This is a genomic window from Streptomyces sp. NPDC012637 (genome assembly GCF_042954805.1).
Classification (GTDB): domain Bacteria; phylum Actinomycetota; class Actinomycetes; order Streptomycetales; family Streptomycetaceae; genus Streptomyces.
The window spans coordinates 131,106-157,684 of sequence record NZ_JBIBDS010000005.1 but is presented as its reverse complement, the minus strand read 5'-3'; the positions used below and the strand labels follow the sequence as shown (position 1 = coordinate 157,684).

The window sequence follows — 26,579 nt, the reverse complement described above, 5'->3', positions numbered from 1 at the left end:
GTGGGGCCCGGCACGTGCGGCTCACACGGACAGCCCGAGCGGGGAACACGGAAAGGGCGAAGCCCCGGCCTCTACGGCCGGGGCTTCACCCCTCTTGATGCCGGCGGGAAAGCCAGGCGTCAGATCTCCTCCTGCTGAAGGTCCCAGGGAAGGCGGTCACCCGCGGCAGCCTGCACCGCTCGGAGCCTCTCCAGGTCCTCCTCGATCAGCATGAGCGCCTCGAACGCGTAGGCAGCCCCGGCGAGCGACTCGCCCTGCATCACCTCCGCGTACAGGACCCAGAGGCCCTCGCGTGCCGCGGCGACGCAATCGACCGCCTCCGGACTCCCGGAATCGACAGCCGGTCCGAGGATGCGCAGCAACGATCCGAGCGTCTCGCGCCGCGCGGGTTCGGACAGCGGACCCAGCAGGGCGGCGAGGGCCACCGAGACGAATGCCGACGACGCCGACACGAGGCTCTCGCCCGGTGTCATCACGTGGTCCTGCAGCGCGGGGAGGAACGCGTCGCCGCTGCCCTGCTCCTCACCGAGGCCGATCAGGTCCCTGATCATGCCGGGGAGGTGAGCAGCACTCTCACCGCAACCACAGTCCATCCGCTCCCAATCGAGCTTCTGGATTTCGATCTCGAAGAGATTCATTGCCACTTGCCTAGTCTCCCCATGGGCCGCCGGGTTCGCCCTGAATCCCGGGCACGAAGTTGTCGCGGCTGGGATAGTCCGCCTGACATCTTACGCAGACCTTCTTCAGGACGGCCGTCCATTTGCGCTGATTGTCCCGCGCCATCTGATACGCGTTGGTGAAGATGACCTCGTCGAGGTTTCCTCCCAAGGCGATCAGTGCATTGCCTTCGGCGCAGTATCCGCCGCCGGACGAGGCAAGCACGGTGTCACCGGTGCGGGTGTTGATGGCACCGACGAACGTACGGGTCCTTGTCGCCGCGCTGGAGGCAAGCGCCGCATAGGTGGGGACGCGAGCCTCGACCTCCGCCAGGCGCTGGTCCAGGTCCCAGTTCGCCGGCGCACGGTCGATGTCGACGTTCGGCGCCCGGCCACCGGAGTCACCCCGCGTGCTGGGCACCTTGCCGGAGCCGCCACTGCCGCTGGAACCGCCGTTGCTGCGGGCGGAACCGCCGGACTTGCCGCCGCCTCCGCCGCCGGAGCCCTTGCTGCCGCCGCCTGCCTTGCTGCCTCCGCCAGGCTGGGAGGAGGACTTCGGTGCGGACTTGGACTGGGCGTTCTTCTGGACCGGGTTACCTGTCTTGCGCTTAGCGGCGGCCGCCGCGTCTGCCTTTCTCTTGGCGGCTTCGGCTGCCTTCTTCTTGGCTCTTTGCGCGGCCTCCTTCTTGGCCTTCTCGATGGCGGCCTTCTTGGCTCTCAAAGCTGCCGCTTCAGCTGCCTTGGCAGCCTTGAGCACCGCCTCCGCGGCCCGCTTGGCGGCCTTGAACGCCTGGATGGCGTCGATGGTGCGGTTGACCGCCTTGATGACGGACGGGATCTTGCCGAGCTTCGTCCACGGAATCGCGTCGATGATCAGGCTTGCGCAGGACCACATGTCACCGCCGAAGCAGGCCATGGCGTCGTTGATGCCGATGAAGTCCTTCAGGGTGTCCCACGCAATGGAGAGGATCACCGAGGTGAGGGACTTGCCCATCGTCGCCTGCGCCTGGGCGACCTGCGCCGCCGACAGACCCGCACCGGCCAGGGCAGCGGCCTTCTCCGAAGCGGTCAGGCTGATCGCGAGACCGGTCGGGTCGGAGTACGTGACCGGGTTGTTGTGCGCGTACGCGTAGCCGTTGGACTGCAACGGATCGTTGGGGTCGAGCAGAGGGTCGACGGACAGGAAACGTCCGACCACCGGGTCGTACAGGCGGGCGCCAAGCGGCTGGAAGCCGGAGGCGTCGTCCCGGTCCTTGCCCAGGAAGCCCTTGTGGGTCTGGAGGTTCTGACCCGCCGTGTCGGCGCCGCGCTGGTTGCCGAACGGGTCCTGCTTGCGCACCCGCACCGGCATGCCGGTGTAGAGGGCGACCTCCGCGTACACGCTGCCCTGGTGGTCCATGGCGAGTGCGTTGAGCGCGTCGCCGCCCGTGCCGTTGGCGTAGCGGAGAACCGCACCGCCGGGAACCGGGTAGGTGCGCTCGGTGCGGACCAGGACGCCGCCCTGCTGGAGGGTGACCTGAGCCTCGCCCAGGTAGAGCGTGGCCTGCTTGCCCTGGATGGTCAGCAGACGCTCGCCGTCGGGGCCGTAGATGTGACGGGTGTCGTTCTGCGGCAGCCACTGCTGGGCGGCCTGGGCCGCGTCACAGGTGGCGAGCACGATCGCGGTGCCGTTGACGTTCGCCGCGCCCTGCACCGCGAGGCACAGGCCGGAGGCCTGGTGGATCAGCTGGCCGGAGGCGTTGCGCTTGACCTGCTGAGCGGTGCTGCCGTTGCACTTCTGCAGCTGGATCGCCGAGCCCGCGGTGTTGGCGGTCGGCTGGACGCACCAGTTGTCGTACACCGACAGCGTGCCCAGGTCGGCGTTCGCCTGGCCCGGGGCCGGGGTGAAGTGCCAGTTCTGCGCGACGGTGGCGTTGCACTGGTAGAGCTGGATCGGCTGACCGGCGGACGCGAGGCCGGACTTCAGGTCGAGGCACTTCTGGCCGAGACCCACGTACGGGGTCTTGCCACCGGAACCCTGACCGGTGATCCGGTCGACCTTGCCGTCGTAAGTCCAGGTCAGGTCCTGCTTGTCACCGTTCTGGACCGAGGTGATCGACTTGGTCTCACCAGTCAGCTCGTACAGACGCGTGGCCTCGGCCGTGACCTGCGCACCCGCAGGGGTGGTGTAGGCCTTCGTGACCTTGGTCAGCGTGTGCGGCTGGCTGCCGTCGGCCTTGCCGTAGGCGTAGGTGCTGACGGCGTCCTTGGCTGTGTTGCCGGAGAGGTCCTTCTCGGTCAGCTTGGTGCGGTTGCCGAGCAGGTCGTACTCGTACTCCTGCCAGTAACCGGAACCGTCCGCACCAGCGGCGACGTTGAGCGTGCCATCGGCGTTCTTCGGAGTGGTGCAGCCCTGCGTCGCCGGGTCCTTACCGGTCCAGGCGGACTTCAGCTGCCCCATCGGGTCGTAGGCGAAGCACTGGCGCTCCTCGATCCCGACGGACTTCTCCTGGATCGAGGTGACGTTGCCGGCCGGGTCGTACGTGTAGGCCCGGTTCGACACCAGGTTGCCACCGACCAGGCTGGCGTCGTTCTTCTCGCGGTAGACCGACTGCTCCTTGAGCTCACCGCTGCCCTCGTCGAAGGAGCTCTGCGTCCACACCCGGTACGGCTGCGCGCCGAGGGTGGACCGGAGCACCTGGCCGTACGGGGAGTAGGTGGTCTCGGAGCCGTACCAGTCCTTGCCGGAGATGGAGAGCGGCTTGCCGTCCTTGTTGTAGCGGACGACCAGCTTCTCGCTGGCGAACTTGCCCACCGCGGGAAGGGTGGTCTCGTTCAGCATGCCGTTGTCGGAGTACACGTAGTCGTACGTGTAGTCCTTGGCGAAGCCCCAGGTGTCGACGAGGGACTGCGGCAGGGACAGCGTGGTCGAGGTCGGCTCGTAGTCCTTCGTGTAGCCGTTGACCTTCTGCGTGTACGCCAGGGTGTCCGTGTAGCGGGTGGCGGTGGCGGGCATGCCCTTGCCGCCCGGAACCGTGTCGTACGTGAAGGAGGCCAGCAGCTTTCCGCTGGCGTTGTTCTCTCGGAGTTCCGTCGGCCGCGACAGCTCGTCGTAGCCATTCCAGATCGTGATGCCGCGGGCGTTGGTGGTCGTCTCGGCCCGGCCGAAGGTGTCGAAGGTGGTCCGGGTGGTGCCCGAGTCGGGATCGGTCGCCGTCTCCACCTGGGCGTTGTGGTTGTACGTCCACGTCCACGGGTGCGTCGGGTCGGCCGACGCGGTCGCCTTCACGAGCTGGCCGCGCGCGTCGTACTGGTAGCGCGTCGACGTGAAGCCGCCGGGCGCCGCCGGGTTGAACGTGTCCGCACGCGTCGTCCGGCCCGTCGCGTCGGTCCAGACGCGGTAGGACGAGTCGCCCTGCGGCTGGATGACCTTCGACCAGTCCTCGCCGTACTCGTAGCGAATGGCCCGCTCCGGGTACGCCTTGGAGATGGCCTCCTGGGTGCTCGGGTCCACGTACTTCATGTACGGCGTCTCCTGGAGCACACGGCCCAGACCGTCGTACGTGTAGCGCGTGATGTTCGGGATGGCCGTGTCGGACAGCGGCGTGAACAGCACGCCCGGCGTGGCCTCCTTGGTCAGGTAGGCGTTGTTGGTCTGCCAGACCTCACCGGAGCTGTTGTACAGGGTGTCGGTGACGAGCCAGCCGGCGTTGTTGTCCGCCTCCTCCATCTGCTGCCGCTCACGGCCGAGGCCGTCGTACAGCGTGACGGAGGTCTCGATCCGGTCCTCGTAGCCACGCGAGTAGGTCGTGACGTACGGAGGCTTGCGGATCTTGATCCGCTCGTCGGCGGGGTCGGTCTCCTCCTTCGGGATCGTGTAGACCGCGCGGAAGTCCGCCACGCCGGAGCCCGGCGTCCGGCCCGGTGCCCACGCCTCGGCCAGCCGGCCCATCGGGTCGTACACGGCTGTGCTGGTGTGGTTGTTCGCGTCGGTCGTCTTGAGTGTGACGGAGCGGCCCGGCTCCAACTCCTGGGTCTGGCTGTGCCCGGCGACGTTGGTCGTGGTGATCTCGAAGATCTGACCGGTGGCCGGCCCGATGGACCGGTACGTGATCGTCGCGGACTTCGGGGTGGGCTGGGTCAGCTGGTCCGCCGGCGTCTGCTTGACCACCCGGCCGACGGCGTCGAACTCCTTGGTGCCGGTGCTCTGGAAGCCGGTTCCGGCACCGTTGAGCGTCCAGGCCTCGGTGGCCAGACCACGGGTCGCGCCGCCGAGCGCGGTTCCGTACGTCGTGCCGTCATAGGCCGTACGGTTGGCGCCGGTCAGCGAGCCGAGGTCGGCCCAGTTGGCGTTCGCGCAGGTCGTCGGCGAGACCAGCACCTGCTTCGAAAGACCGATCAGGTTCTTCGTCGTCTCGTGCAGGTACTCCGACTTGGTGCAGGACTCGTCACCGGTCTTCCCGGTGTCACCGAGCGACTCCACCAGCGTCGGCAGGCCGTACGTCGACTCGTACGTCGTGTTCGTCCGGACCTCGCGCACCGTACGCGGGTCGTCCGTGTTCGTACCCGACGACTTCGTGTACGCGATCTCCTCGGGCTCCGTGACGCGCCAGGCCTTCAGGTCGGAGAGGCCGTCGTCGCGGTCGCGCTTGGCCAGTTCCGTGGCCTCGGGGATCGTGACGCTGCGGGTCAGCCAGTTGGTGTCCGCGTCCGTCGGGTTGGTGTACGTGAGCTCTTCGGATATGCGGCCGGCGAACGGCTCACGGTCGTAGACCGTCGTGCCGTCCGACGCCTTGATCACGTTGCCGTGGACGTCCTTCACCGGCACGGTGTCGCCCATGCCGCGGAAGAAGCGGGTGACGGCCTTGGACTGCTTGCTGCCGAACTCCGGGTCCTCGGCGCCCGTGATGACCGTGGTCTGCTCGAAGCCCGCGAACTGCGAGTACGTGCGGGTCGACTTCTTGGTGAACTCGGCCTCAGCCAGCTTCCAGCCGGCGTTCTTGTACTCGTACGCCGTCTTGGTGGCGTGGGCGCCGTCGACGTTCGGGAGTTCCTCGATCGCCGTGGCCACGTACTTGTGGAACCAGTCGATGTCCTCGACCTCGGGGTCCGGGCTCCAGTACGTCGGGTAGCAGAGGCGGTTGTTGGCCTTCAGCGCGGCCGTGTCCGTCTTGCCGGGCAGGCCGAGACCGGTGGCGCAGTCGTCGGCGGTGTCGCCCCACTTGGGGATGCTGTACGTGACGTAGGTCTCGCCGCCGTACTCGTTGATGACGCGTGCGACGCGCAGGCGGGAGAAGCCCGGCCGGGGGTCGTACGGGTCGCCCTTCTTGTACGAGCCGTCCGCCGCGTCCTCGGTCCGCCGCTTCATGACGCGGTTGGGCATGTCCTCGGCGTTGGGCTCGAACCGCACCGGGTTGAGCTCGACCTTCGCGTCGGTGGTGCCGTTGCGGGCGTAGCCGGTGCGCTGGATGGACTCCAGCCACAGGGCGGTGTTCGCGTTCGGGGTGCCGCGGTACTGCTCGGCGAAGCTCTGCGTCAGGACGTGCTCGTCGACGACCTGGCGGGCGCTGGTGTCGGTACGGCGCTGGGCGGAGGTGGTGATCTTGGCCAGACGCTTGCGCGACCAGAAGGTCGGGCCCGCGTTCCAGCACATCTTGCCCTTCTCACAGCGCAGGTCGGCCGGAGTGTCGTACCAGATGCTGTAGTTGCCCGGGTCCTTCGAGGTGAAGTTGGTCTCGGTGCAGGTCACCGTGCCGACCGTGTAGCAGCGCTCGTCGACGGTGAAGCCGACGCGGGCCGGAGCGGTCGCGCTGAAGATGTTGTCCTTGCGCTGGCCGTAGTAGATGTGGTCGAGCCAGCCGTCGCGGTCGTAGACGACCGGACCCTTGAAGTACAGGTTCCGGGCGTAGTAGTTCTGCTCCTTCTTCCACCACAGCGACATGGCGTTGCCGTGGACGTCCTCGACGTAGTCGAGGCCCCAGCGCCAGCCCTGGTCGCAGAAGGACTTCTTCCAGTCCTCGACGGTCGATCCCTGGTAGCAGTCCTCGCCCGCGTGGTTTCCGTAGACGGGGACGGTGAGGACCGAGTCGGTCTTCGGGTCGTCGTCAGCGGTGTCGGTGGTGCCCTTGTCGGACCAGCCCGGCAGCTTGTTCAGGCCGAAGTGGTACCGGGTGCCGTCCTTGGTGGTGACGATCCAGTACTCGCCGTCCTTGGCGCCGTTGCCGGTGTTCTGGCCCTTGACCTGCTCGATCTTGGAGCCGTCGCCGTTGGCGGTGAACCACTTGTTCTTGGTGGCGTCCCAGACCAGCTCGGTGGTCATGCCGCCGAGCGAGAGGGTGGCGTTCTTCGAGCCCCAGCACAGGTCCGGCGTGCGGTGGGTGGCGTTGTTGGAGCCGGCCTTCTTGGAGTCCTGGCGGCAGTTGGTGTACGTGCGGGTGATGGAGCCCGCGTTGTAGTCCCAGCCGTCGCCGATCCAGGAGGCCTGGTTGTTGCTCGCCGAGGTGCGGCCGTCGACCGACTGCGACGAGTAGCCCAGGGAGACCTTCGGCATCAGACCGCCGGCGGTCTCCGGCACCTGCACGTCGTACGAGTAGGTGAAGGCGCCCGAGGACGAGCCCGCCGACCAGGATCCGGAGGACAGCAGCGGGGAGGCGGTGAAGTCACCGGAGGCGGAGGCGCCGGTGTCCATCATGCCGACCGCGCCGGAGCCGCTGGAGGTGCCGGCGGCGGAGAACGACGCCTTGTTGACCGCGCCGGCCGAGGCATCGGGGCCGTCGAGCAGCTTGGCGACCGGGATGGTGCCGGAGACGATCTTGCGGGTCTTGGCGCCCTTGGCGGCCTTGGTACGGGTCGGCGCGTCCTTGGCCGGAACCGTCTCCACCGTCGAGCTCAGGCGCTCGAACTGGCCCTCGGTCTCCGAGCCGTCCTTGCCGGCCATGGTCTGCGTGCCGGCCTCGGCCTCGCAGTCACCCACGCCCATCGCGTCGATGACACAGTCGGGCAGCAGGACGAGACCGAACCGGTCGGCGGCCTGCGGGCCGTAGAGGTCGGCGAAGCCGGTGGTGTCGACGCTGAGCGCGACCTGGGCGGCCGGGTCCACGCCGGTCGGCGGCGTGACCTTCATGATCAGGCCGGGCACGCCCGCGTCCTGGGACTCCACGGGAGTCTGCAGGTCGACGGTCCAGTTGCCCGCGACGGCCGCCGGGTCCGTGCCCTCGGGTACGCCGATCGCGACGGGCAGGTCGCCGGAGACCGGCTTCATGGTGCCCGGTGCGTCGGTCGACTCGAGCGGGGCCGTACCCACGCCCGCCGTCCACGGGACCGCGTTCTTCGGGTCGTACGGATCGACCGGAACCTGCGGAGCCAGGCTCAGCTTCGTGTCCGCCGTGTCGTCGCCTCCGGCCTCGGTGGCCTTCGGCAGGTCCGGCAGGTCGACCTGGGAGATGGACTCCTCGCGGCTCATGCCCGGCCCCGGGATGGCCAAGGCCTCCCCGCCCAGGCTCGTCACCGTCAGTGTCGAGGACAACAGCATGACGATCGCCGTGCGGCTTCGCCGCCGGCGTCGTCGTTGTGACTCTGTCAAGGCTGGGCGTCCCCGCCCCAGCCATGACAGCGGACCTGAAGCACGCATACGCGTCGACTCCCACCCTGGCAGTTCGAACAACCGATTGAGGTGCGGAAACACCAAAAGGCACACGCCTGGCTCAGGCGCGTGCGTGCGCACTCTCTGTCATGCCCGGACCACATTTCAAGATCGGCCCAAGAGCCGCGAGGGCGAGAAAAGTGATCTCGGTCACGCCCTGAAACGGAGCAGAGCATTCCCATGACAGACCAGCCGGGCGGATCGCGGGAAATCTTCTGATCACGGCCAATACGGCACCGAAAACGGCCTGAACCGGGCGGCATTGACGCTTGGTCATCGGGGTTCCACGTTTGCGTAACGGATTCATAAAACCTTCACGCATGGACGGGATGCTTCACGTGTGTGATCGTGTGCGCGCCTTATGCCCCGCGGCTTGCCGTCCGGGGCTTGCTGTGTTGTCCACCATCCGTCTGGTTCACACGGGAGTAGACCGCGTGTCCGCGCCGCCTCGTTATCTCAGCCCATTCGTGCGCACGCGCACGCGGCTGTCCTTGACAATCGGCCTCGTCCTGGCCGCCCTGACCGCTGCCCTGCTGCCCTGGTGGCAGGGCACCACCACCCAGCCCACGAACGCCGGCAAGCGGCCGGTCGACGCCAAGCCCGCGTCGACCGGTCCGAAGGACGAGGCCACCGCCATGGCCGAGGCCGCCCGCACCGGCAAGAAGGTCCTCGTCGAAACGGCCACCACGGCCACGGACCTGACCTGGGCCCTGCCCGACGGCAAGTTCCGCACGCAGGCGCACGCGCTGCCGCAGCGGGCGAAGAACGCCGCGGGCCACTGGGCCCCGATCGACAACACCCTGAAGCGTTCGGCGAAGGCGCCCCGTGGACTGGGCATCGCGCCCGCGAACGGTGCCGTGCCCGTGCGGTTCGCGAGCGGGAGCGCCGACGCCTCGCGCGCGGACCGCTCGTACGCCCGCGCCCCGCAGCCGGGTGAAACGTTCCTGGCGGAGGCCGAGTTCGAGGGCCACACCATCTCCTTCACCTGGCCCGGCGCCCTGCCGGAGCCGGTGCTGGACGGTCCGCGCGCCCTCTACTCCGAGGTGCTGCCCGGCGTCGACCTGCTGCTGGTCGCCCGCCAGGAGGGCGGCTTCGGCCAGCTCCTGATCGTGAAGACGCCGGAGGCGGCCAAGAACCCGGCCCTCGCCAAGGTCCGGTACGGGCTGCACTCCGCCACCGCCACCTTCCGCAACGACCCCGAGCGCAACCGGGTCCTGGCTCTGGACAAGGCCGGCAAGGAGATCGCCTCCCTGCCGACGCCCTTCGCCTGGGACTCGAACGGACGCGACCGCGAGCTCCCCGAGGGCACCGCGCCGCGCACCGCGACCGGCACCCCGGCGGAGGTCCTGAAGCTGTCCGGCCTGTCGGGCATCGAGTCGGGCTCCGAGTCCGCGCAGCTGCCCGTCGCCCTGGAGGGCGAGAACACCGGGACCGCCACGATCGCGCTCGACGTCGCCGGCACGGGCCTGCTGTCCCGCAAGGGCGTCCAGTACCCCGTCTTCGTCGACCCGACGCTCACGCCCGGTACCGCTGCCTGGGCGCTGGTGGTCAAGAACTACCCCAACTCGAACTACATCAACGGCACCAACTACAGCGGCGGTACCAGCGAGGCCCGCGTCGGCCACGAGAACCAGACCGGCATCACCGCCCGGTCCTTCTGGCGCATCGGCTTCAACAACAACATCAAGACCGCGACGGTCACCCGCGCCGTCTTCAAGGTGAACAACACCCACTCGTGGTCCTGCTCCACCCGTGAGTTCCAGTTCTACCTGACCGGCTCGATCTCCTCCGGCACGACCTGGAACGCCCAGCCGTCCTGGTCGACGCAGCTGAAGAAGTGGTCCTTCGCCCACGGTTACTCCTCGTCCTGCCCGAACGAGTACGAGGCCATCGACGTCAAGTCCACCGCGCAGAGCGCCGCCACCGGCGGCTGGTCGAACATCACCTTCGGCCTGCGCGCGACCTCGGAGACGGACACCTACACCTGGCGCAAGTTCGCGGCCACGTCCGCGCTGATGGAGTACGACTACAACCGTCCGCCGAACGAGCCCACCGACGGCGAGATCAACGGCCTGGACTGCGTCGTCAGCGCCACCGGCCCCGGCCAGACCATGGGCAAGACCAACCTGGTCCTGAAGGCCAAGGCCACCGACCCCGACAACAACCTGCTCGGCCTGCGCTTCAAGTTCTGGAAGTCCGGCGACCCCGTCCCGACCGGCACCCTGGTCACCAACCTGTCCAGCGGCTGGGCCTCGACGACGATCGCCTCGACGTCCCTGGTGGACAAGGCCACCTACTTCTGGGCCGTGCGCGCCGAGGACTCCGGCGGCCTGTCCTCCAGCCACTTCCCGCCGAACACCGCCGACAACTGCGCCATCACCATCGACGGCTCCGCGCCGCCGCCGCCGGCCGTCAGCAGCACCGAGTTCAAGCGGGCCACCTCCGACGGCGCCACCTGGGCCACCGTCAAGTTCGGCTCGACCGGCTCCATGACCTTCACGTCGGCGGGCGCCGCCAAGTTCCGCTACGGCTGGGAGGGCGTGAACTACGTCGACGTCCCCGCCACCAACGGTTCCCTCACCGTCACGGGGCTCAAGCCGCTGCACGCGGGTCCGAACTGGATGCACGTGTTCGCCCTGGACGCGGTCGGCAACGTCAGTGCCCGCACCGACTACGCCACCTACGTGCCGCCGCGCGACACCGCGGACGGCCCGATGGACGTCGGCGGTGACGGTGTCCCTGACCTGATGATCATCGACGCCAACGGCAACTTCTTCTCGTACCCGGGCACCCCCGGCGGCGAGCTGTACGCGGGCCTCACCGGCTCGTACACCATCGGCACCGACGGCAAGCCCGTCCTCGCGCCGAAGACCCCGTGGTGGAACGGCACCAAGGCGGCGCTGATCTCCCACTACCAGGACGTCTACCCCGGCGACGGCTCCACCGACCTGTTCGCGGTCGACCCCGACGGAACGTTCTACCTGTACCCGGGCGACGGCTACGGCACCTTCAACGTCGACCAGCGACTGAAGATCCGCCTCCCGTCGAACGCCCCGGCGCCGTCGACCTGGGTCCAGATGAAGGCCATCGGCGACATCACCGGCGACAAGCTGCCGGACGTCGCCGTGCGGGCCGGTACCGCGTTCTGGGTGCTCTCCGGCTACACCGGCGCCAGCTTCCAGTCGGCGACGCTGATGGAGGGCAGCGCCTGGGCGCGCCGTGACATCGTCAACCTGGCCGACATGAACAAGGACGGCACGCCGGACCTGCTCTGGCGCAACCTGGACAACGGCAACATGTACGTCCGTCACGGCAAGCCGGGCTCCGTGGCCGGCAGCGTCGACCTGGAGTCCATCAAGGTGGCCGCGAACTCGCTCAACGGCGACGTGGCCTTCGGCACCAGCTGGACCGAGGCCAACGTGTCCACCGCGATCGGCATCCCGGACGTGAACGACGACGGCGTCCCGGACATCTGGGCCCGCTTCGCCGACACCGGCAACATCAAGCTGTACTACCCGTCCACCACCAACACCAACGCACCGGTCAAGACGGTCCTGTCCTCGAACTGGAACGGCATCAAGTCCTTCGGCTGATGCGTCCCGTCGCACGACGGCCGTACGACACGTGAGCCCCCGGCGCCGCACGGCGCCGGGGGCTCACCCCTTTCTCCCGGCCGCTACGGCCTGACGGCTACGAGGCCCCGCCCTCCGCGACCGCCTCCGCCACCTCCGCCACCCGCGCCTTCTCCTCCGCCTCGAACCGCTCCCGGTCCAGGGCCTCCGCGATCTCCTCGTCCTGGGTCATCAGGAGGTCGAGGTTGGAGTCGCCCAGGTCGAAGACGCCCATGTCGAGGTAGGCCTTCTGCAGGCGTTCGCCCCACAGGCCGATGTCCTTGACGCACGGCACGATCCGGCTGAACAGCAGCTTGCGGAACAGGTGCAGGAACTCGCTCTGCTCGCTGAGCTCCTCCGCCTCCCGCTTCGCGATGCCGAAGTTCTCCAGGACCTCGACCCCGCGTAGCCGGTCGCGCATCAGGTGGCAGCCCTCGATGACGAACTCCTCGCGCTCGCGCAGTTCGGCGTCGGTGAGCTGCTTGTAGTAGTCGCGCAGCGCCATCCGGCCGAAGGCCACGTGCCGGGCCTCGTCCTGCATCACGTACGCGAGGATCTGCTTGGGCAGCGGCTTGTTCGTGGTGTCCCGGATCATGCCGAAGGCGGCGAGCGCGAGGCCTTCGATGAGCACCTGCATGCCGAGGTAGGGCATGTCCCAGCGGGAGTCGCGCAGGGTGTCGCCGAGGAGGCTCTGCAGGTTGTCGTTGATCGGGTAGAGCATCCCGATCTTCTCGTGCAGGAAGCGGCCGTAGATCTCGGCGTGCCGGGCCTCGTCCATGACCTGCGTGGCCGAGTAGAACTTGGCGTCCAGGTCGGGCACGGACTCGACGATCCGGGCGGCGCAGACCATCGCGCCCTGCTCGCCGTGCAGGAACTGGCTGAACTGCCAGGAGGTGTAGTGCCGGCGCAGCTCGCCCTTGTCCTTGCCGGTGAGCTTGCCCCAATGGCGGGTTCCGTAGAGGGACATGGCCTCGTCGGGGGTGCCCAGCGGGTCGTACGGGTCGACCTCCAGGTCCCAGTCGACGCGGGTGGCGCCGTCCCACTGCTTGTCCTTGCCCTTCTGGTAGAGGGCGAGGAGACGGTCGCGGCCGTCGGCGGCCATGTCGTATTCCCAGTCGAAGCGGGCGGCACCGTGCGCCGGTACCTGCCAGACGGGCTCCTTCGGGGCCTGGGCGTAGAGGTCGTGCGTCGACACTGACGACTCCTTCCGACGTTTCCAGCAGGCTCACACGTTGGTAGACGCAGGGTCAACAAGTCGTGCGCGAGGGATTGACGACGTTGCTGACGGAGAGTCTCATAAGTGTCATGGCGAGTCTCATCGAGCCCGACTTCACCCTTCTGCGGGACGCTCTCGGCCCGTTGCGCGACCGCGAGCAGGTCGCCGAGCGGCTCCTGGAGTCCTCTCTCAAGCACTCCTTCGACCCCGAGACCGAACTCGACTGGGACGCGCCCTTCGAGGACGGCAAGTGGTTCTGGCCGCCGGAGCTGGTCTCGCTCTACGGCACCCCGATGTGGCGGCGGATGTCCGAGGAGCAGCGGATCGACCTGTCCCGCCACGAGGCCGCCTCGCTGGCCTCGCTCGGGATCTGGTTCGAGATCATCCTGATGCAGCTCCTCGTCCGGCACATCTACGACAAGTCGCTCACCAGCAGCCACGTGCGCTACGCGCTCACCGAGATCGCCGACGAGTGCCGGCACTCGATGATGTTCGCGAGGCTGATCCGGCGCGGTGGCGCGCCCGAGTACCCGGTGCCGCGGATCTACCACAACCTGGGACGCGTCCTGAAGACCGTCTCCACCACACCCGGCTCCTTCGCGGCGACCCTGCTCGGCGAGGAGATCCTCGACTGGATGCAGCGGCTGACCTTCCCGGACGAGCGCGTCCAGCCGCTGGTCCGCGGCGTCACCCGGATCCACGTGGTGGAGGAGGCGCGGCACGTCCGCTACGCGCGGGAGGAACTGCGCCGCCAGATGATCACCGCGCCGCGCTGGGAGCAGGAGTTCACCCGGCTCAGCTGCGGCGAGGCCGCCCGGGTCTTCTCCACCTGCTTCGTCAACCCGGCCGTCTACGACAACGTGGGTCTGGACCGCCGCGAGGCCGTCGCCCAGGTGCGGGCGAGCGGCCACCGCCGGGAGGTGATGCAGTCCGGCGCCAAGCGGCTCACGGACTTCCTGGACGACATCGGGGTGCTGCGGGGTGCGGGCCGCAGGCTCTGGAAGTCGTCCGGATTGCTGGCCTGAGGAGCCGATACCGGCGTTACGCTGCGGGCATGACCAGTGCCGCCACGCCCGCGTACCGCCGGCTCAGCGTCGAGGAGCGGCGGCTCCAGCTGCTCGACGCGGCCCAGACGCTGTTCGCGCACCGGCCGCCGGAGGACGTGTCGCTCGACGACGTCGCCGAGGCCGCGGGCGTCTCGCGCCCCCTCGTCTACCGCTACTTCCCGGGCGGGAAGCAGCAGCTGTACGAGGCTGCCCTGCGCTCCTCGGCGGACGCGCTCGAGCACTGCTTCGCGGAACCGCCCGAGGGCCCGCCCACCGAGCGTCTCGCCCGGGTCCTCGACCGCTATCTCGCCTTCGTCGACCAGCACGACGCCGGGTTCGCCGCCCTGCTGCGCGGCGGCAGTGTCGCCGGGACCTCGCGGACCTCGGCGATCGTCGACGAGGTCCGGCGGGCCGCGGCCGAGCAGATCCTGTTCCACCTGGGCGTGACCGAGCCCGGGCCGCGCCTGTCGATGATGGTGCGGACCTGGATCGCCGCGGTGGAGGCCGCCTCTCTGATTTGGGTGGACGAGGGCAAGCGGCCGCCGGCCGGCGAGCTGCGGGACTGGCTGGTCGACCACCTGGTGGCGCTGCTCGCGGTGACCGCGGCGGGCGATCCGGAGACCGCCGAGGTGGTGGCCCGGCTACTGGCCCAGGAGCGGGCGTCCGGGCCGGTCGGCACGCTGGCCAGGAACGTCATCCCGGTGGTGAGCGAGGCCGCGCACCTTCTGTGAGACCCGCGCAGGTGGGGTGGATCCCGCGCCTTCCGGTGGATCCCGCGCACCCTGGGGTGAGTCCGGTGAGTCCGGACACCTGTGCGGGCCCTCGCGCCTCCGGCAGTCCCCGTACGCCTCCCCGAGACCCTGCCCCTCCGCGGACCCCTCGGGCCTCCGGCCCTCCCCGTACGCCTCCCCGAGACCGTACGCCTCCCCGAGACCGTGCGCCTCCGCGGCCCCTCGGGCCTCCGGCCCTCCCCGTACGCCTCCCCCGAGGCCGCCGGAGGGGACACTGGTGGGGTGAAGAGCGAGAACACCCCTTTCCGCGGCGGCCCCCTCGACGGCCGGGTGCTGCCCGTCCTGGTCGGCCCGACCGGTCACCCTCCGAAGTGGTACGAGGTGCCGGTCCCGGCGCACGACGGGCGTCCCCCGATGCTGTACGCGTACCGCCGCGAGCCGGCCGGCTACACGAAGCGGCTCGGGCTGCAGCGCGGCTGGGTGTACGTGTACGCGCCGGACGGGCGGGAGCGCCGGGAGATCAGGTGGCCGTGGTCGAAGCCTGCCGCCCCGGGGAAGCCGGCCGCACCGGAGGAGCCGGCTGCTCCGAAGGAGTGAGCACGCCGGACACCCGCCGGATCATCCGTTAATCGGAGTATTCCTGCCGTCATCATCCCGGGTGGAGGTGGTGACGTGCCGGGACGACTGCTGCGCACGGTCCGCACCGGGACGAAGGCGCGGACCGAGGCGGTGACGGAGAGGGGGGCGAAGGCGGGGGCGGGGGCGGGGACCGGGGCGAAGGCGGGCGCGAGAACGGGGCGGCTGGCGGGAGTACTCACCGGCGTGCTGACGGGAGTGCTCGCCGTGGCGACGACCCTCGCCGCGGGCCCGGTGGCCGCGGCGCCCGGCGAGCCCACCGACTCCGTCTCCGGACTGCTCACCCGGCTCCGCACCCTCTACCAGGAGACCGAGCGGGCCACCGAGGCCTACAACGCCGCCGACGAGGCGCTGAAGAAGCAGACCGCCGACACCCGCAGGACCGACGCCGAGCTGACCACCGCCCGGCAGGCCCTCGCCCGCGGCCGCGACGAGGCCGGCCGGCTGGCCCGGCAGCAGTACCAGGGACGGTCCGAACTCTCCCCGTACCTCGGGCTGCTGCTCGCGCCCGATCCACGGCGCGCCCTGGACCAGGAGCACCTGCTGGCCCGCGCCGCCCGCGAACGGGCCGGCGTCGTCACGCGCCTCCAGGCGGCCGAGAAGAAGGCGGACGCCCTCGCGACGGCCTCCCGCAAGGCCCTCGACCAACGCAAGGCCCTCCTGGCCGGCCGGCAGAAGCAGAAGGACACGGTCCGGACGAAGCTCCGCGAGGTCGAGCGGCTGCTCGCCTCGCTCACCGCCGACCAGCTGGCCCGCCTCGCCTCCCTGGAGAAGGCCCAGACCGCCGGCGCCCAGAACCAGCTGCTCGGCTCCGGCGCCCTCGACGGCCCCCGCACTCCCTCCGAGGACGGCGCCGAGGCGCTGCGCTTCGCGGTGCGGCAGATCGGCAAGCCGTACGAGTGGGGCGCGGAGGGCCCGGAGACGTACGACTGCTCCGGCCTCACCCAGCGGGCCTGGGCGGCGGCCGGCCGCGAGCTCCCGCGCACCAGCCAGGAACAGTGGGCGGAACTCCCCCGCGTGCCCCTGGACCGGCTCCGCCCCGGCGACCTGGTCGTCTACTTCCCCGAGGCCACCCACGTCGCCCTCTACCTCGGCGACGGACTCGTCGTCCACGCTCCCCGCCCCGGCGCCCGCGTCAAGGTCTCCCCGATCGCCGCCAACCCGCTCCTCGGCGCCGTCCGCCCCGATCCGGACGGCGGGGCCCTGAAGACGTTCACGCCGCCCGAACTCCCGCCGGGAGCCACGGACGGCGCGGACGAGGGCTACGGCGGCACCGGGCCCGCGGACGGGGCCCCGCCCGCCGGCACCGGGGCGTGACGCCTGCCGGGCCGGCCGGCGGGTCCCGGGGGGGGCCGGCGGCGACTCGCCGCGCTCGGCAACCACTCCGACGCAGGTCGGAGAGCCGTCAGGCTCCGGCAACCGAGGCCAGGTAGGCGGCGGTCTTCTCGGGCTCGAAGAAGAAGTTGTCGAAGTCCGCGGGGTCGTTGAAGCCGTTGGCGAAGCGGTCGGCGACCGGCTGGAGCCGGCCGGCCGCGCCGAGCAGCTCCAGGACGTGCTCCGGCGGCGGCGCGAGCATCGCGTTGGTCCACTTGGTGACGTGCTCGGCGGTCTGCCAGTAGCGGTCGAAGGTGGCCCGCATCCAGTCCTCGTCGAAGGGGCGGTCGCCGTGCTCGACGATCGACGCGAGGTACGCGGCGGCGCACTTGGACGCCGAGTTGGAGCCCTGGCCGGTGATCGGGTCGTTGGCCACGACCACGTCGGCGACGCCGAGGACGAGTCCGCCGCCGGGGAGCCGCCCGATCGGGTTGCGGACGGTCGGGGCGTAGCGGCCGGCGAGGGTGGCGCCCGCGTCGGTCAGTTCGACCTTGGTGGCGCGCGCGTACTCCCAGGGCGTGAACGTCTCCATCAGCTCCAGGGTGAGCGCCAGGTGGTCGGCCGGGTCCTTGACGCCCTTGAAGACGTCCAGCGGGCCGCCCGGGATCCCCTCCCAGAAGAGGATGTCGGCGCGTCCCGAGGTGGTGAGGGTCGGCATGACGAAGAGCTCGCCGACGCCCGGCACCACGTTGCAGCGCACCGCGTCGAACTCCGGGTGCTCCGGCCGCGGGCCGAGGCCGTGGACGTACGCCACGGCGAGGGCGCGCTGCGGCTCCTCGTACGGGGAGCGCGCGGCGTCCCGGCCGAACATGGAGACCAGCTCGCCCTTGCCGGCGGCGACGAGGACGAGGTCGTAGCCGCGGGAGAAGTAGTCCAGGTCGCCGACGGCCGCGCCGTGGATGACCAGCTGGCCGCCGCGCTGGGCGAAGGTCTCCATCCAGCCGGCCATCTTCACCCGCTGGTCGACGGACTGGGCGTGGCCGTCGAGCCGGCCGACCCAGTCGATGACGCGGGCCGACTCGGGGCCGGCGACCGAGACGCCGAGGCCCTCGATGCGCGGGGCCTGCGACTCCCAGAAGTTCAGGCCCAGGTCACGCTCGTGCTGGAGCGCGGTGTCGAACATGCACTGCGTGGACATCACCCGCCCTGCGCGGATCTCGTCCGCCGTGCGGTTGGACATCAGGGTGACTTCGTAGCCCTTCGACTGCAGTCCGAGGGCGAGCTGGAGACCGGACTGGCCGGCGCCGACTATGAGTATCTTCCGCATGGGCGACCTTGGGGGTGTGCTCGGGGATGTGCTCGGGGGGTGCTCGGGGAGGGAGCTATTCGGGGGTGGCTTCGAGGGCGTGCTCGACCATCGCGAGCAGCGTCTCGACCACGCTGTACCGCTTGCGCGCGTCCATAATCATGATCGGGACGTGCGGCGGTACGGTAAGGGCGTCCCGGACGTCCTCGATCTCGAACCGCTCGGTGCCCTCGAAGTGGTTGACGGCCACGATGTACGGCAGCCCGCAGCTCTCGAAGTAGTCGAGCGCCGGGAAGCAGTCGGTGAGCCGGCGCGTGTCGGCCATGACGATCGCGCCGATCGCGCCCCGCACCAGGTCGTCCCACATGAACCAGAAGCGCTGCTGCCCGGGCGTGCCGAAGACGTAGAGGACCAGGTCGTCGTCGAGCGTGATCCGGCCGAAGTCCATCGCGACGGTGGTGGTCAGCTTGTCGGGCGTGGCGGTGAGGTCGTCGGTGCCCTCGCTCGCCGAGGTCATCAGCGCCTCGGTCTGCAGCGGGGTGATCTCCGAGACGGCCCGGACGAAGGTGGTCTTGCCGACGCCGAAGCCGCCGGCGACGACGACCTTGGTCGCTATCGGGGCGCGGGTGTGGTCCAGCTGCCAGTCCTGGGCGCCCTCTTCGGGATCGGGTACCGAAGCCTCGGCCGTGGGCTGGGCGGGGATGCCGGCGACCGCCGGCGGTTCGGCGACCGAGGTCGCGTCAGAGACGGCGGAGTCCACTCAGCACCCTTTCGAGGAGCGCGCGGTCGGGCTGGCCGGTGCCGTGACCGGTCCCGTACACACGGATCTTTCCCTGGTCGGCCAGGTCGCTGAGCAGCACCCGGACGACACCCAACGGCATCTTCAGGAGCGCCGAGATCTCCGCGACCGTGCGCATCCGGCGGCAGACCTCGACGATGGCCCGCATCTCCGGCATCAGGCCGCGCGCCGCGGGGCCTCCGTCGGTGAGGGCCTTGCGCTCGGGCGCCGCCTCCAGCGCGGCCACGAAGGTCTCCACCAGGAGCACGTGGCCGAAGCGGGTGCGGCCGCCGGTGAGCGAGTAGGGACGGACGCGGGAGGGGCGGCGCCCCTCCCCGCGTATCGGCAGCCGGTGGGCGTGGACGGCGGCGGTCACCGGTCGCTCTCCACGGACCGGGCGGTCTTGGCCAGTTCGCTGCGCAGCTCGGGGGTGAGGACGTGGCCGGCGCGGCCCACGAACAGCGCCATGTGGTACGCGATGACGCTCATGTCGCAGTCGGGCGTGGCGTGCACGCCGAGCAGCGAGCCGTCGCTGATCGACATGACGAAGACGCTGCCCTCCTCCATCGCCACCATGGTCTGCTTGACGCCGCCGCCGTCCATCAGCCGGGCGGCGCCCACGGTGAGGCTGCCGATGCCCGAGACGATGGTGGCGAGGTCGGCGCTGGAGCCGCGCGGACCGTCCGTACGGTCGGCCGTGGGCGCCCCGGTCTGGGCGTCCGGGTCCGACGAGAGCAGGAGCAGCCCGTCCGAGGACACCACGGCGACGGAGCGGACCCCCGGCACCTCCTCGACCAGGTTCCCCAGCAGCCACTGCAGGTTGCGGGCCTCGCTGCTCAGTCCGAATGTTCCGGTCGCAGTCAACTGCGTGCCTCCTCGACGGTGTCCCCCGTGTTCTCCGTGTTCGTTTCGGGCCGTGCTGTGTCAGCGGCGCGGATCTCGGCGGCCACGTCGCGGCGGCCGTTCTCGGCTCCTCGCTGGAAGCCGCCGAGCCGCCTGCGCAGCGCCTCGGCGTCCACGCCGCCGCGGCGTATCGGTGTGGCGGGGGTCTTGGCCTGACGCACCGTCCGCGGCGTCCGCTTGGGCAGTCCCTTGTCGGTGACCCGCTCCCACTGCCCGGCCTGCGGCCCGGGCTCGGGCTCGGGCTCGTCGGCCACGGGGGTGCCGGCGAGCGGCTCCTCGGCGGCCCGCTCGTGGGCGTCCGGCTCGGCCGGCGGACCGGGCAGCCGCACCTGGAGCGTGGTCTCGGCCACCGACGTGCCGAGCGCGGGACCGGGTTGCTCGGGCCCGGACCGCTCGGCCTGTTCCTGGGCGGTCTCCGGCGCGGGCCGGGGCTCGTGGGCCGGCTCGGGCTCCGGCTCCGCTTCCCGTGCCGGTGCCGGGTCCGCCTCGGTCTCGGCCTCCGCCTCCGCGATCGCGCGCTCCGCCGCCTCGACCAGCGGGTCGCGGTGGCGGGAGGGCAGCGTGTTGGAGTTGGCCTCGGCGACCGAGCCGGGAAGGGTGAGGACGGGCACCTGGGTGCCCGTGGCGGCGAGCGTGACGGTCGGCGGCACGGTGGCCGGCGGGGCCGAGGGCAGCAGCGGGAGCGGGAGCACCACGACGGCCGTCGTCCCGCCCTGCGTGTGCTCGCGCAGCTCCACCCGTACGCCGTGGCGTGCGGCGAGCAGCGCGGTCACCCGGATGCCGAGTCCCTCGCCGTCCGTGCCGGTGGGCTGCGGGTCGGCGAGCCGGGCGTTGAGCTCGGCGGTGCGGGCCGCGGAGATGCCGATGCCGCCGTCCTGCACGGAGAGCATCACCTCGCCGGACTCCAGGAGCCAGCCGGAGAGCTGGACCTGGGTGTCGGGCGGCGAGAACGAGGTCGCGTTCTCCAGGAGTTCGGCGATCAGGTGGCTGAGGTCGTCCGCGGCGAAGCCGGCGACCTGGGCGTGCGGCGGCAGCGACTGGATGCTGACCCGCTCGTAGCGCTCGATCTCGCTGACGGCGGCGCGCAGCACGTCGACCAGCGGCACCGGCCCCGGGTGGCCGTGGTGGTGCTCGTGGCCGGCCAGGACCAGCAGGTTCTCGCTGTGGCGGCGCATGACGGTCGCCATGTGGTCCAGCTTGAAGAGGGTGGCGAGCCGGTCCGGGTCCTGCTCGCGCTCCTCCAGCTTCTCGATGACGCCGAGCTGGCGCTCGACCAGACCGAGGCTGCGCAGCGAGAGGTTGACGAAGGTGTGGTGGACGGTGCCGCGCAGGCGCTCCAGCTCGGCGGTGAGCAGGGCGTTCTGCCCCTGGAGCTCGGCGCGCTGGGCGGCGAGCTCGGCGGCGAGGGCCTCGCGGGCGCCGGCCAGCTCGTCGCGTTCGCCGCCGAGCCGCTCGACCTGGGCGGAGAGCGCGGCGAGCTTGCCCTGGAGGGCGTTGAGGGACCGTACGACCTGGGCGAACTCGTCGTTGCGTCCGGTGAAGCGGATCGGCTGCTCGTGCTGCGGCTCGGGCGCGGCGGCGAGCCGGGCGGCGCCGATGCGGACCACGGCGAGGGGCCGGGTCATGCTGCGGGCGACGTAGGTGGCGATGCCGACGGCGACGAGGAGGCAGCCGCCGAGGAAGGCGACGCGGATCTCGAGCGCGGTGACGTCGTCGTCGCGGAGCGCGGAGAGCCGCTCGACCCGCTGCGCGGCGAGCGAGGACTCGACGCCGCGCATCTGCTCGATGCGGGAGGAGAGCGCCGCGTCCAGCTTGGCCGGGTCGGTGTCGAGCTCGGACTCGGAGAGCTCCGGCCGGTCGGTGAGCCGGGCCAGGTGGCGCTCGGCGCTCTTGACGTCGGGGCCGGCGACGGTCGCGGCGAGGGAGTCGCGCGCCTCGGCGCCCGCGGCCTGGTCGAAGTCGGCGAGGGCGGCGAGCTCTCGGACCCGGGCCTGCTGGGCGGCTGCGGTGAGCGCGTTGCGGGCGCGGTCGGCCTCCTCCGCGCCCTCGGGCCGGTCGGTGACGTAGGTGCCCGAGACCGGGTCGTAGTGGGTGGTGCCGCTCGACTCGGGGCGCGGGACGGCGAGCGCCGCGAGGAGCAGGCCGCGTTCGGCGGAGGCCTGCTCGGTGGCGCGGCCGAGGGCGGCGGGGGCGCGCAGGGCCTCGGCGGCGCGCGCCGGGGTGTGCTCGGCGAGCTGGTCGGCGAGGGCCTGGAGCTTGGCGATGACGTCGGTGTAGGCCTTGTGGGCCTCCAGGGCACTGCCCTTGCCGGTGAGCGCGGCACGCCGGATGGAGGGCACGCCGGCGAGTTCGCGGCGCAGCTCCTCGGGGGCGGCGGGGCGGATCTCGTCGATCTGGCGGTCGACGCGCGCGGAGCGGGCGTCGGTGATCCGGCGCTTGTCCTTGGCGGCGGAGCCGCCGGCACCGTCGTCCGCGCTGTCGGCGGTCTGCTCGTCCCTGCCCGCGGCGATGTAGGCGACGACCTCGTCGCGCTCGTCGGAGAGCGAGTGGGCGAGGGTGACGGCCTGGCGGTCGAGTGCGGCGAGGGCGACCAGGTTGACGGACTCGTCGAGGTCGGCGGAGGCGGTGAGCACCATGGGGGCGCCGGCGGCGAGCACGGTGACGCCGACCAGGGCGACCCCGGCGACGAGCCGGCCGCGGACCCGCTTGGCGCGGCCGCCGGAGGTCACGGGCTCGGGGGCCGAAGGCTCCGCGGGCAGCCCGGGGTTCTGCGGGTCACCGGGGGTCTGGCTCCGCGTGCCGTTGTTGCTCCGAGGCCGCTTCTTCTGCACCGGTGCTCGCATCCTTGACTCGTCCGCCCATGAAGCAGAGGTGACGACCGGTCACATGTAAGAGCCCCCACCCCTGGTGTGTCTTCCGACCATTTCAGCGGTTCTGGTCAGGGGACTGGCATCGGCCGCTCCGCCACCCGAACGAGTGAACAACACTCCGTAGTTGGGGAACAACTCGTCTCCGTGGGTGCCGGGGCGGCGGGCTTACCGCCGGTTGGATCTTCCGCGCGGGCTTTGGCAGGATGCGCGCCCGCAGCTTCCCGGAGCCCTCACTTCCGGCCTTCCGGCACCGTCAGAACCCTTTGGTACAGGCCATATCAGGCTATCTGGACGCGCGGTGAAGGTCCGATGCAGACCGGCGCCGGCGGGGCAGACTGTGGATCATGCGTACGGAAGCGGCGTCCCTGCCCGGCAGCCCCGAACGGCCCAATGAGGACTGGGCGGCCGCAGTTCTGCCCGCCTCGGGGACGGGTGGCGTCGTCGTGGTCCTGGACGGCGTGACGCCTCCGCCGGGCGACGACGGTTGTGTGCACGGGGTGCCCTGGTTCACCGCCCGGCTCGGGGGCGCCCTGACCGAACTGTCCGCTTCGCGAAGTGATCTGACGCTGTCCGGGATCCTGTCACTGGCAATCCGGCGCACCGCGGACGCCCACCGGAACACCTGTGACCTTTCTCACGTCCGCACACCACAGGCGACGGTGGCCATGGCGCGCTGGGGCGCGGCCTCGGTGGAGCACCTCGTGCTGTCCGACGCGGCCCTGCTCCTCCAGGGCGCCGACGGCACGGTACGGGCGGTGCTCGACGACCGGCTCGACCACGTCCCGGCCGAGGTCCTGCGCTCCCGGGAGGCGACGGACCGGCTGCGCAACCGGGAGGGCGGCTTCTTCACGGCCGCCGCCGACCCGTCCGTCGCGGCCCGCGCGGTGACCGGTACGAGCCCGAGGGCGGAGGTCCGGGCGCTCGCGGCGCTGTCCGACGGGGCGACCCGCTGGGTGGAACTGTTCCGCGAGGGCGACTGGGCGGACCTCCTCACCCTCCTGGACAAGGAGGGCCCGTACGGCCTGCTCCGGCGGGTGCGCGCCCTGGAGGCGGCGGACGCCCGGGCGGGCGTGCCGCGCCGCTGGAAGCCCCACGACGACGCGACGGCGGTCTACGCGGTCCTCTGACGCGCCGGGGCGGCCGGTCAGCCCTCCGCCGCCCGCACGTTGAAGTGGTGCAGCAGCCGGGCCAGTTCCGCGACCTCCGCGCGGTCCCAGTCGGCAAGCTTGCGCACGTACCGCTCACGACGGGCGTCCCGTACGTGCCGGAAGCGCCCCTGTCCCTCCTCCGTGAGCCGGACCAGCGAGGCCCGGCCGTCGGCGGGGTCGGGGTCGCGGGCGACCAGGCCGAGGTCCTCCAGGGCGCGCAGCTGACGGCTCATCGTGGCCTTGCCGACGCCGAACCAGCCGGCGAGGTCGGTGGCACGCTGGGGTCCGGCCTCGTCGAGCCGTACGAAGAGTCCGTAGGCGGCCGGCTCCAGTTCGGGATGGACCTCGCGGGCCATCTCGCCGGACTGGGCGCGGGCGCGGCGCAGAAAGACCGCCAGTTCCCGCTCCAGGGCGAGGAATTCCTGGTCCACACCACTCCCGCCCTTGGGTCGGGATTCACTCCCCGTACCGCTTCCGTGCACGTCAGCACCCCTCGCGCGCTTTCCGCTCGCTGAAAGTTTCTTTCGGGCCGCGGTCATCGCCGCAGCTCCTTCAGTATTTCGCAGGCGTAGACCAACGGCAGCCCCCGGGCCCTCTTCCGCAGGGCGGGTCTACGTGCGTAGCGTCTTGTCCGGCGACACCGCCTGACATGTCCACACCAGGGCATGTCCGCCATGGTTCCCCCACCGAGCCTTTCGGAGGCACGCAATGCGTGTGCACAGATCCGGAACGTCCCTCGCCGGCGCCGCCCTCGCGGCCCTGGCCCTCCTCCTCCCCGTCACCCTCTCCGGCACCGCCAGCGCCGCCGAGGACCCCGGCACCCGGCAGGTACCCGCCCGCGGCTCCGCCTACATGGGCATGGGCGTGATCGCCCACGACGGCCAGGGCGCACAGCCGGGCGGCATCTCGGTCCAGGCCGTCCAGACCGAGGGCGTCGACGTCTCCAGCCACCAGGGGAACGTCGCCTGGTCGACGCTGTGGAACAGCGGGGTGAGGTGGGCCTACGTCAAGGCGACGGAAGGCACCTACTACAAGAACACCTACTTCACGCAGCAGTACAACGGCTCGTACAACGTGGGCATGATCCGCGGCTCGTACCACTTCGCGACACCCGACACGACGACCGGCGCGGCCCAGGCCGACTACTTCGTGAACAACGGCGGCGGCTGGTCCAAGGACGGCAAGACGCTGCCCGGCGCGCTCGACATCGAGTGGAACCCGTACGGCGCGACCTGCTACGGCAAGACCCAGTCCGGGATGGTCAGCTGGATCTGGGACTTCGTCAACCGGTACAAGTACCGGACCGGCCGCTACCCGGTGATCTACACGGCGACCAGCTGGTGGAAGCAGTGCACGGGCAACTACGGGGGCTTCGCCACCAACCACCCGCTCTGGATCGCCCGTTACGCCTCCGAGGTCGGCGAGCTCCCGGCCGGCTGGGGCTACTACACGATGTGGCAGTACACCTCGTCCGGCCCGACGGTCGGCGACCACAACCACTTCAACGGGGACCTCTCGCGCGTACAGGCGCTCGCGAACGGCTGACAGGCGCACGACGGACGAGCACGTGGGGCGGCGGGCTCCCGGGTGTGCGGCGGCACACCCGGGAGCCCGCCTTCTTCGTCGCACCCCTTGCCCATTGGTATGGACCAATGCGACCCTCGGGGCGGCGCACGTCGTCCGCAACTGCCGTGCGCCGCAGGCCTGTTGCTCGTCCCGTCCTCCCCCACGCACGAGAGAGAGCTGCCCGCATGCCCCGCATCACGACCTCCCGGACCCGCCGCGCCGCCGCCGCGAGCGCGCTGACCGCCGCCGGCGCCGCCGCGCTCGTCTCCCTCACCCCGACCGCCGCCCAGGCCCACGGCGCCGTGTTCAACCCGGTCAGCCGGGTGGCGGCCTGTTACGCGGAGGGGCCGGAGTCCCCCGACTCCCAGGTGTGCAAGGACCTCGTCGCCGACTCGGGCACCCAGCCGCTCTACGACTGGAACGAGGTCAACATCGCCAACGCCGACGGCAACCACCAGGCCCTCATCCCGGACGGAAAGCTCTGCTCGGCCAACCGCGAGAAGTACCGCGCCCTCGACTGGGCCCGCACCGACTGGCCGGCCACCGCCGTCAGCCCCGGCGCCTTCGGGTTCAAGGTCCGGGTGACCGCACCGCACTCCGGCACCATGACGATGTACCTCACCAAGCCGGGCTTCGACCCGACCCAGCCGCTCAGGTGGTCCGACCTCGACGGCACCCCGGTCGCCGTCCACACCACCACCCGCACCGCGACGGACGGCTACTACGCCTTCACCGGCAACCTGCCGGCCCGCACCGGCCGCCACATCGTCTACATGGTGTGGCAGCGCAACGACAGCCCCGAGGCCTTCTACAGCTGCTCGGACGTCACCTTCGGGGCCGGTACGGCGGTCAAGGCGCAGGCCCCGACGGAGGAGAAGATCGCGGCGGGAGCGTCCCTGTCGACCGTCAGCCACGCGGGCCACGGCGGCGACGAGCAGGCCCCGGCCCTCTCCGCCGACACCGCCGAGACCCCCGCCTCGCCCCTCCCGCTCGCCCTGGCGGGCGCCGGCGCCCTGGCCGTCTTCGGCGCGGGCAGCCTCCTCCTGACCCGGCGGCGCGGCGAGAACTGACACCGCACACGGCTCACGGAGGGGCGTCCGCACCGGGCGCCCCTCCGGTGCCTTCCCGCGTGGTTCCCCGGCGGCATTTCGCGCCATGTCGGCGCGGACGGGTGAGA

At 70.9% G+C, this 26,579-nt stretch carries 17 protein-coding genes; 8 read left to right on the top strand and 9 right to left on the bottom strand.

The annotated features are described in order from the left end of the window. Window positions 1-119 precede the first annotated feature (119 nt). Together ACFY8W_RS21100 and ACFY8W_RS21095 are read right to left on the bottom strand one after the other, a co-directional pair. Window positions 120-638: a hypothetical protein gene (locus ACFY8W_RS21100; RefSeq protein WP_391107255.1), complete on the bottom strand. Its 519-nt coding sequence runs from the start codon at window positions 636-638 to the stop codon at window positions 120-122. 10 nt (window positions 639-648) lie between these two features. Then, complete coding sequence (locus ACFY8W_RS21095) at window positions 649-8,166, bottom strand: ricin-type beta-trefoil lectin domain protein (protein ID WP_391107252.1); 7,518 nt, start codon at window positions 8,164-8,166, stop codon at window positions 649-651. A gap of 545 nt (window positions 8,167-8,711) precedes the next feature. On the opposite strand from ACFY8W_RS21095, the gene ACFY8W_RS21090 reads away from it, so the two are divergent. Further along, window positions 8,712-11,870 carry a DNRLRE domain-containing protein gene (locus ACFY8W_RS21090; protein ID WP_391107249.1) on the top strand — a complete coding sequence of 1,053 codons (3,159 nt, stop codon included), beginning with the start codon at window positions 8,712-8,714 and terminating at the stop codon, window positions 11,868-11,870. A gap of 97 nt (window positions 11,871-11,967) precedes the next feature. On the opposite strand, the gene ACFY8W_RS21085 is transcribed toward ACFY8W_RS21090, so the two are convergent. Continuing rightward, a complete protein-coding gene (locus ACFY8W_RS21085) occupies window positions 11,968-13,083 on the bottom strand; it encodes a diiron oxygenase (RefSeq protein WP_391107246.1) in 1,116 nt (371 codons plus the stop codon). A gap of 110 nt (window positions 13,084-13,193) precedes the next feature. Between ACFY8W_RS21085 and ACFY8W_RS21080 the strand changes: the two genes are divergently transcribed. The 4 genes from ACFY8W_RS21080 (at window position 13,194) to ACFY8W_RS21065 (ending at window position 16,834) form a co-directional block, all read left to right on the top strand. Then, window positions 13,194-14,129 carry a diiron oxygenase gene (locus tag ACFY8W_RS21080; RefSeq protein WP_391107243.1) on the top strand — a complete coding sequence of 312 codons (936 nt, stop codon included), beginning with the start codon at window positions 13,194-13,196 and terminating at the stop codon, window positions 14,127-14,129. Window positions 14,130-14,158: 29 nt separating this feature from the next. Further along, a complete protein-coding gene (locus ACFY8W_RS21075; protein ID WP_391107240.1) occupies window positions 14,159-14,881 on the top strand; it encodes a TetR family transcriptional regulator in 723 nt (240 codons plus the stop codon). Window positions 14,882-15,163: 282 nt separating this feature from the next. Then, complete coding sequence (locus ACFY8W_RS21070) at window positions 15,164-15,478, top strand: hypothetical protein (RefSeq protein WP_391107237.1); 315 nt, start codon at window positions 15,164-15,166, stop codon at window positions 15,476-15,478. 225 nt (window positions 15,479-15,703) lie between these two features. After that, window positions 15,704-16,834, top strand: coding sequence for an NlpC/P60 family protein (locus tag ACFY8W_RS21065; protein WP_391108246.1), 1,131 nt, complete (start codon window positions 15,704-15,706; stop codon window positions 16,832-16,834). A gap of 88 nt (window positions 16,835-16,922) precedes the next feature. On the opposite strand, the gene ACFY8W_RS21060 is transcribed toward ACFY8W_RS21065, so the two are convergent. The 5 genes from ACFY8W_RS21060 to ACFY8W_RS21040 are packed head-to-tail and all read right to left on the bottom strand — an operon-like array spanning window position 16,923 to window position 22,649. Further along, the gene (locus ACFY8W_RS21060; RefSeq protein WP_391107235.1) at window positions 16,923-18,158 is read right to left on the bottom strand and encodes a styrene monooxygenase/indole monooxygenase family protein; all 1,236 of its coding nucleotides are present in this window, start codon (window positions 18,156-18,158) and stop codon (window positions 16,923-16,925) included. 55 nt (window positions 18,159-18,213) lie between these two features. Further along, entirely contained in the window at window positions 18,214-18,897 is a 684-nt protein-coding gene (locus tag ACFY8W_RS21055; RefSeq protein WP_391107233.1) for an ATP/GTP-binding protein, read from the bottom strand. Then, window positions 18,878-19,291 (bottom strand): DUF742 domain-containing protein, encoded by a 414-nt coding sequence (locus tag ACFY8W_RS21050; RefSeq protein ID WP_391107230.1) that lies wholly within the window; start codon window positions 19,289-19,291, stop codon window positions 18,878-18,880. The genes ACFY8W_RS21055 and ACFY8W_RS21050 overlap by 20 nt, the downstream gene beginning before the upstream one ends. Continuing rightward, on the bottom strand, window positions 19,288-19,779 hold the full coding sequence (locus ACFY8W_RS21045) for a roadblock/LC7 domain-containing protein (RefSeq protein ID WP_391107227.1): 492 nt from the start codon (window positions 19,777-19,779) through the stop codon (window positions 19,288-19,290). Before ACFY8W_RS21045 ends, ACFY8W_RS21050 begins: the two co-directional genes overlap by 4 nt. Then, window positions 19,776-22,649 carry a nitrate- and nitrite sensing domain-containing protein gene (locus tag ACFY8W_RS21040; RefSeq protein WP_391107224.1) on the bottom strand — a complete coding sequence of 958 codons (2,874 nt, stop codon included), beginning with the start codon at window positions 22,647-22,649 and terminating at the stop codon, window positions 19,776-19,778. The genes ACFY8W_RS21045 and ACFY8W_RS21040 overlap by 4 nt, the downstream gene beginning before the upstream one ends. Window positions 22,650-23,032: 383 nt before the next feature. Here ACFY8W_RS21040 and ACFY8W_RS21035 point away from each other — a divergent pair, with 383 nt between their 5' ends. Continuing rightward, a complete protein-coding gene (locus ACFY8W_RS21035) occupies window positions 23,033-23,815 on the top strand; it encodes a hypothetical protein (RefSeq protein ID WP_391107221.1) in 783 nt (260 codons plus the stop codon). Window positions 23,816-23,832: 17 nt separating this feature from the next. Here ACFY8W_RS21035 and ACFY8W_RS21030 read toward each other — a convergent pair whose 3' ends face one another. Continuing rightward, window positions 23,833-24,318, bottom strand: coding sequence for a MarR family transcriptional regulator (locus ACFY8W_RS21030; RefSeq protein WP_391107218.1), 486 nt, complete (start codon window positions 24,316-24,318; stop codon window positions 23,833-23,835). 226 nt (window positions 24,319-24,544) lie between these two features. Between ACFY8W_RS21030 and ACFY8W_RS21025 the strand changes: the two genes are divergently transcribed. Next, complete coding sequence (locus ACFY8W_RS21025; RefSeq protein ID WP_391107216.1) at window positions 24,545-25,381, top strand: GH25 family lysozyme; 837 nt, start codon at window positions 24,545-24,547, stop codon at window positions 25,379-25,381. A gap of 206 nt (window positions 25,382-25,587) precedes the next feature. Next, window positions 25,588-26,472, top strand: a complete 885-nt coding sequence (locus ACFY8W_RS21020; RefSeq protein ID WP_391107213.1) for a lytic polysaccharide monooxygenase — start codon at window positions 25,588-25,590, stop codon at window positions 26,470-26,472. Window positions 26,473-26,579: the final 107 nt, after the last annotated feature.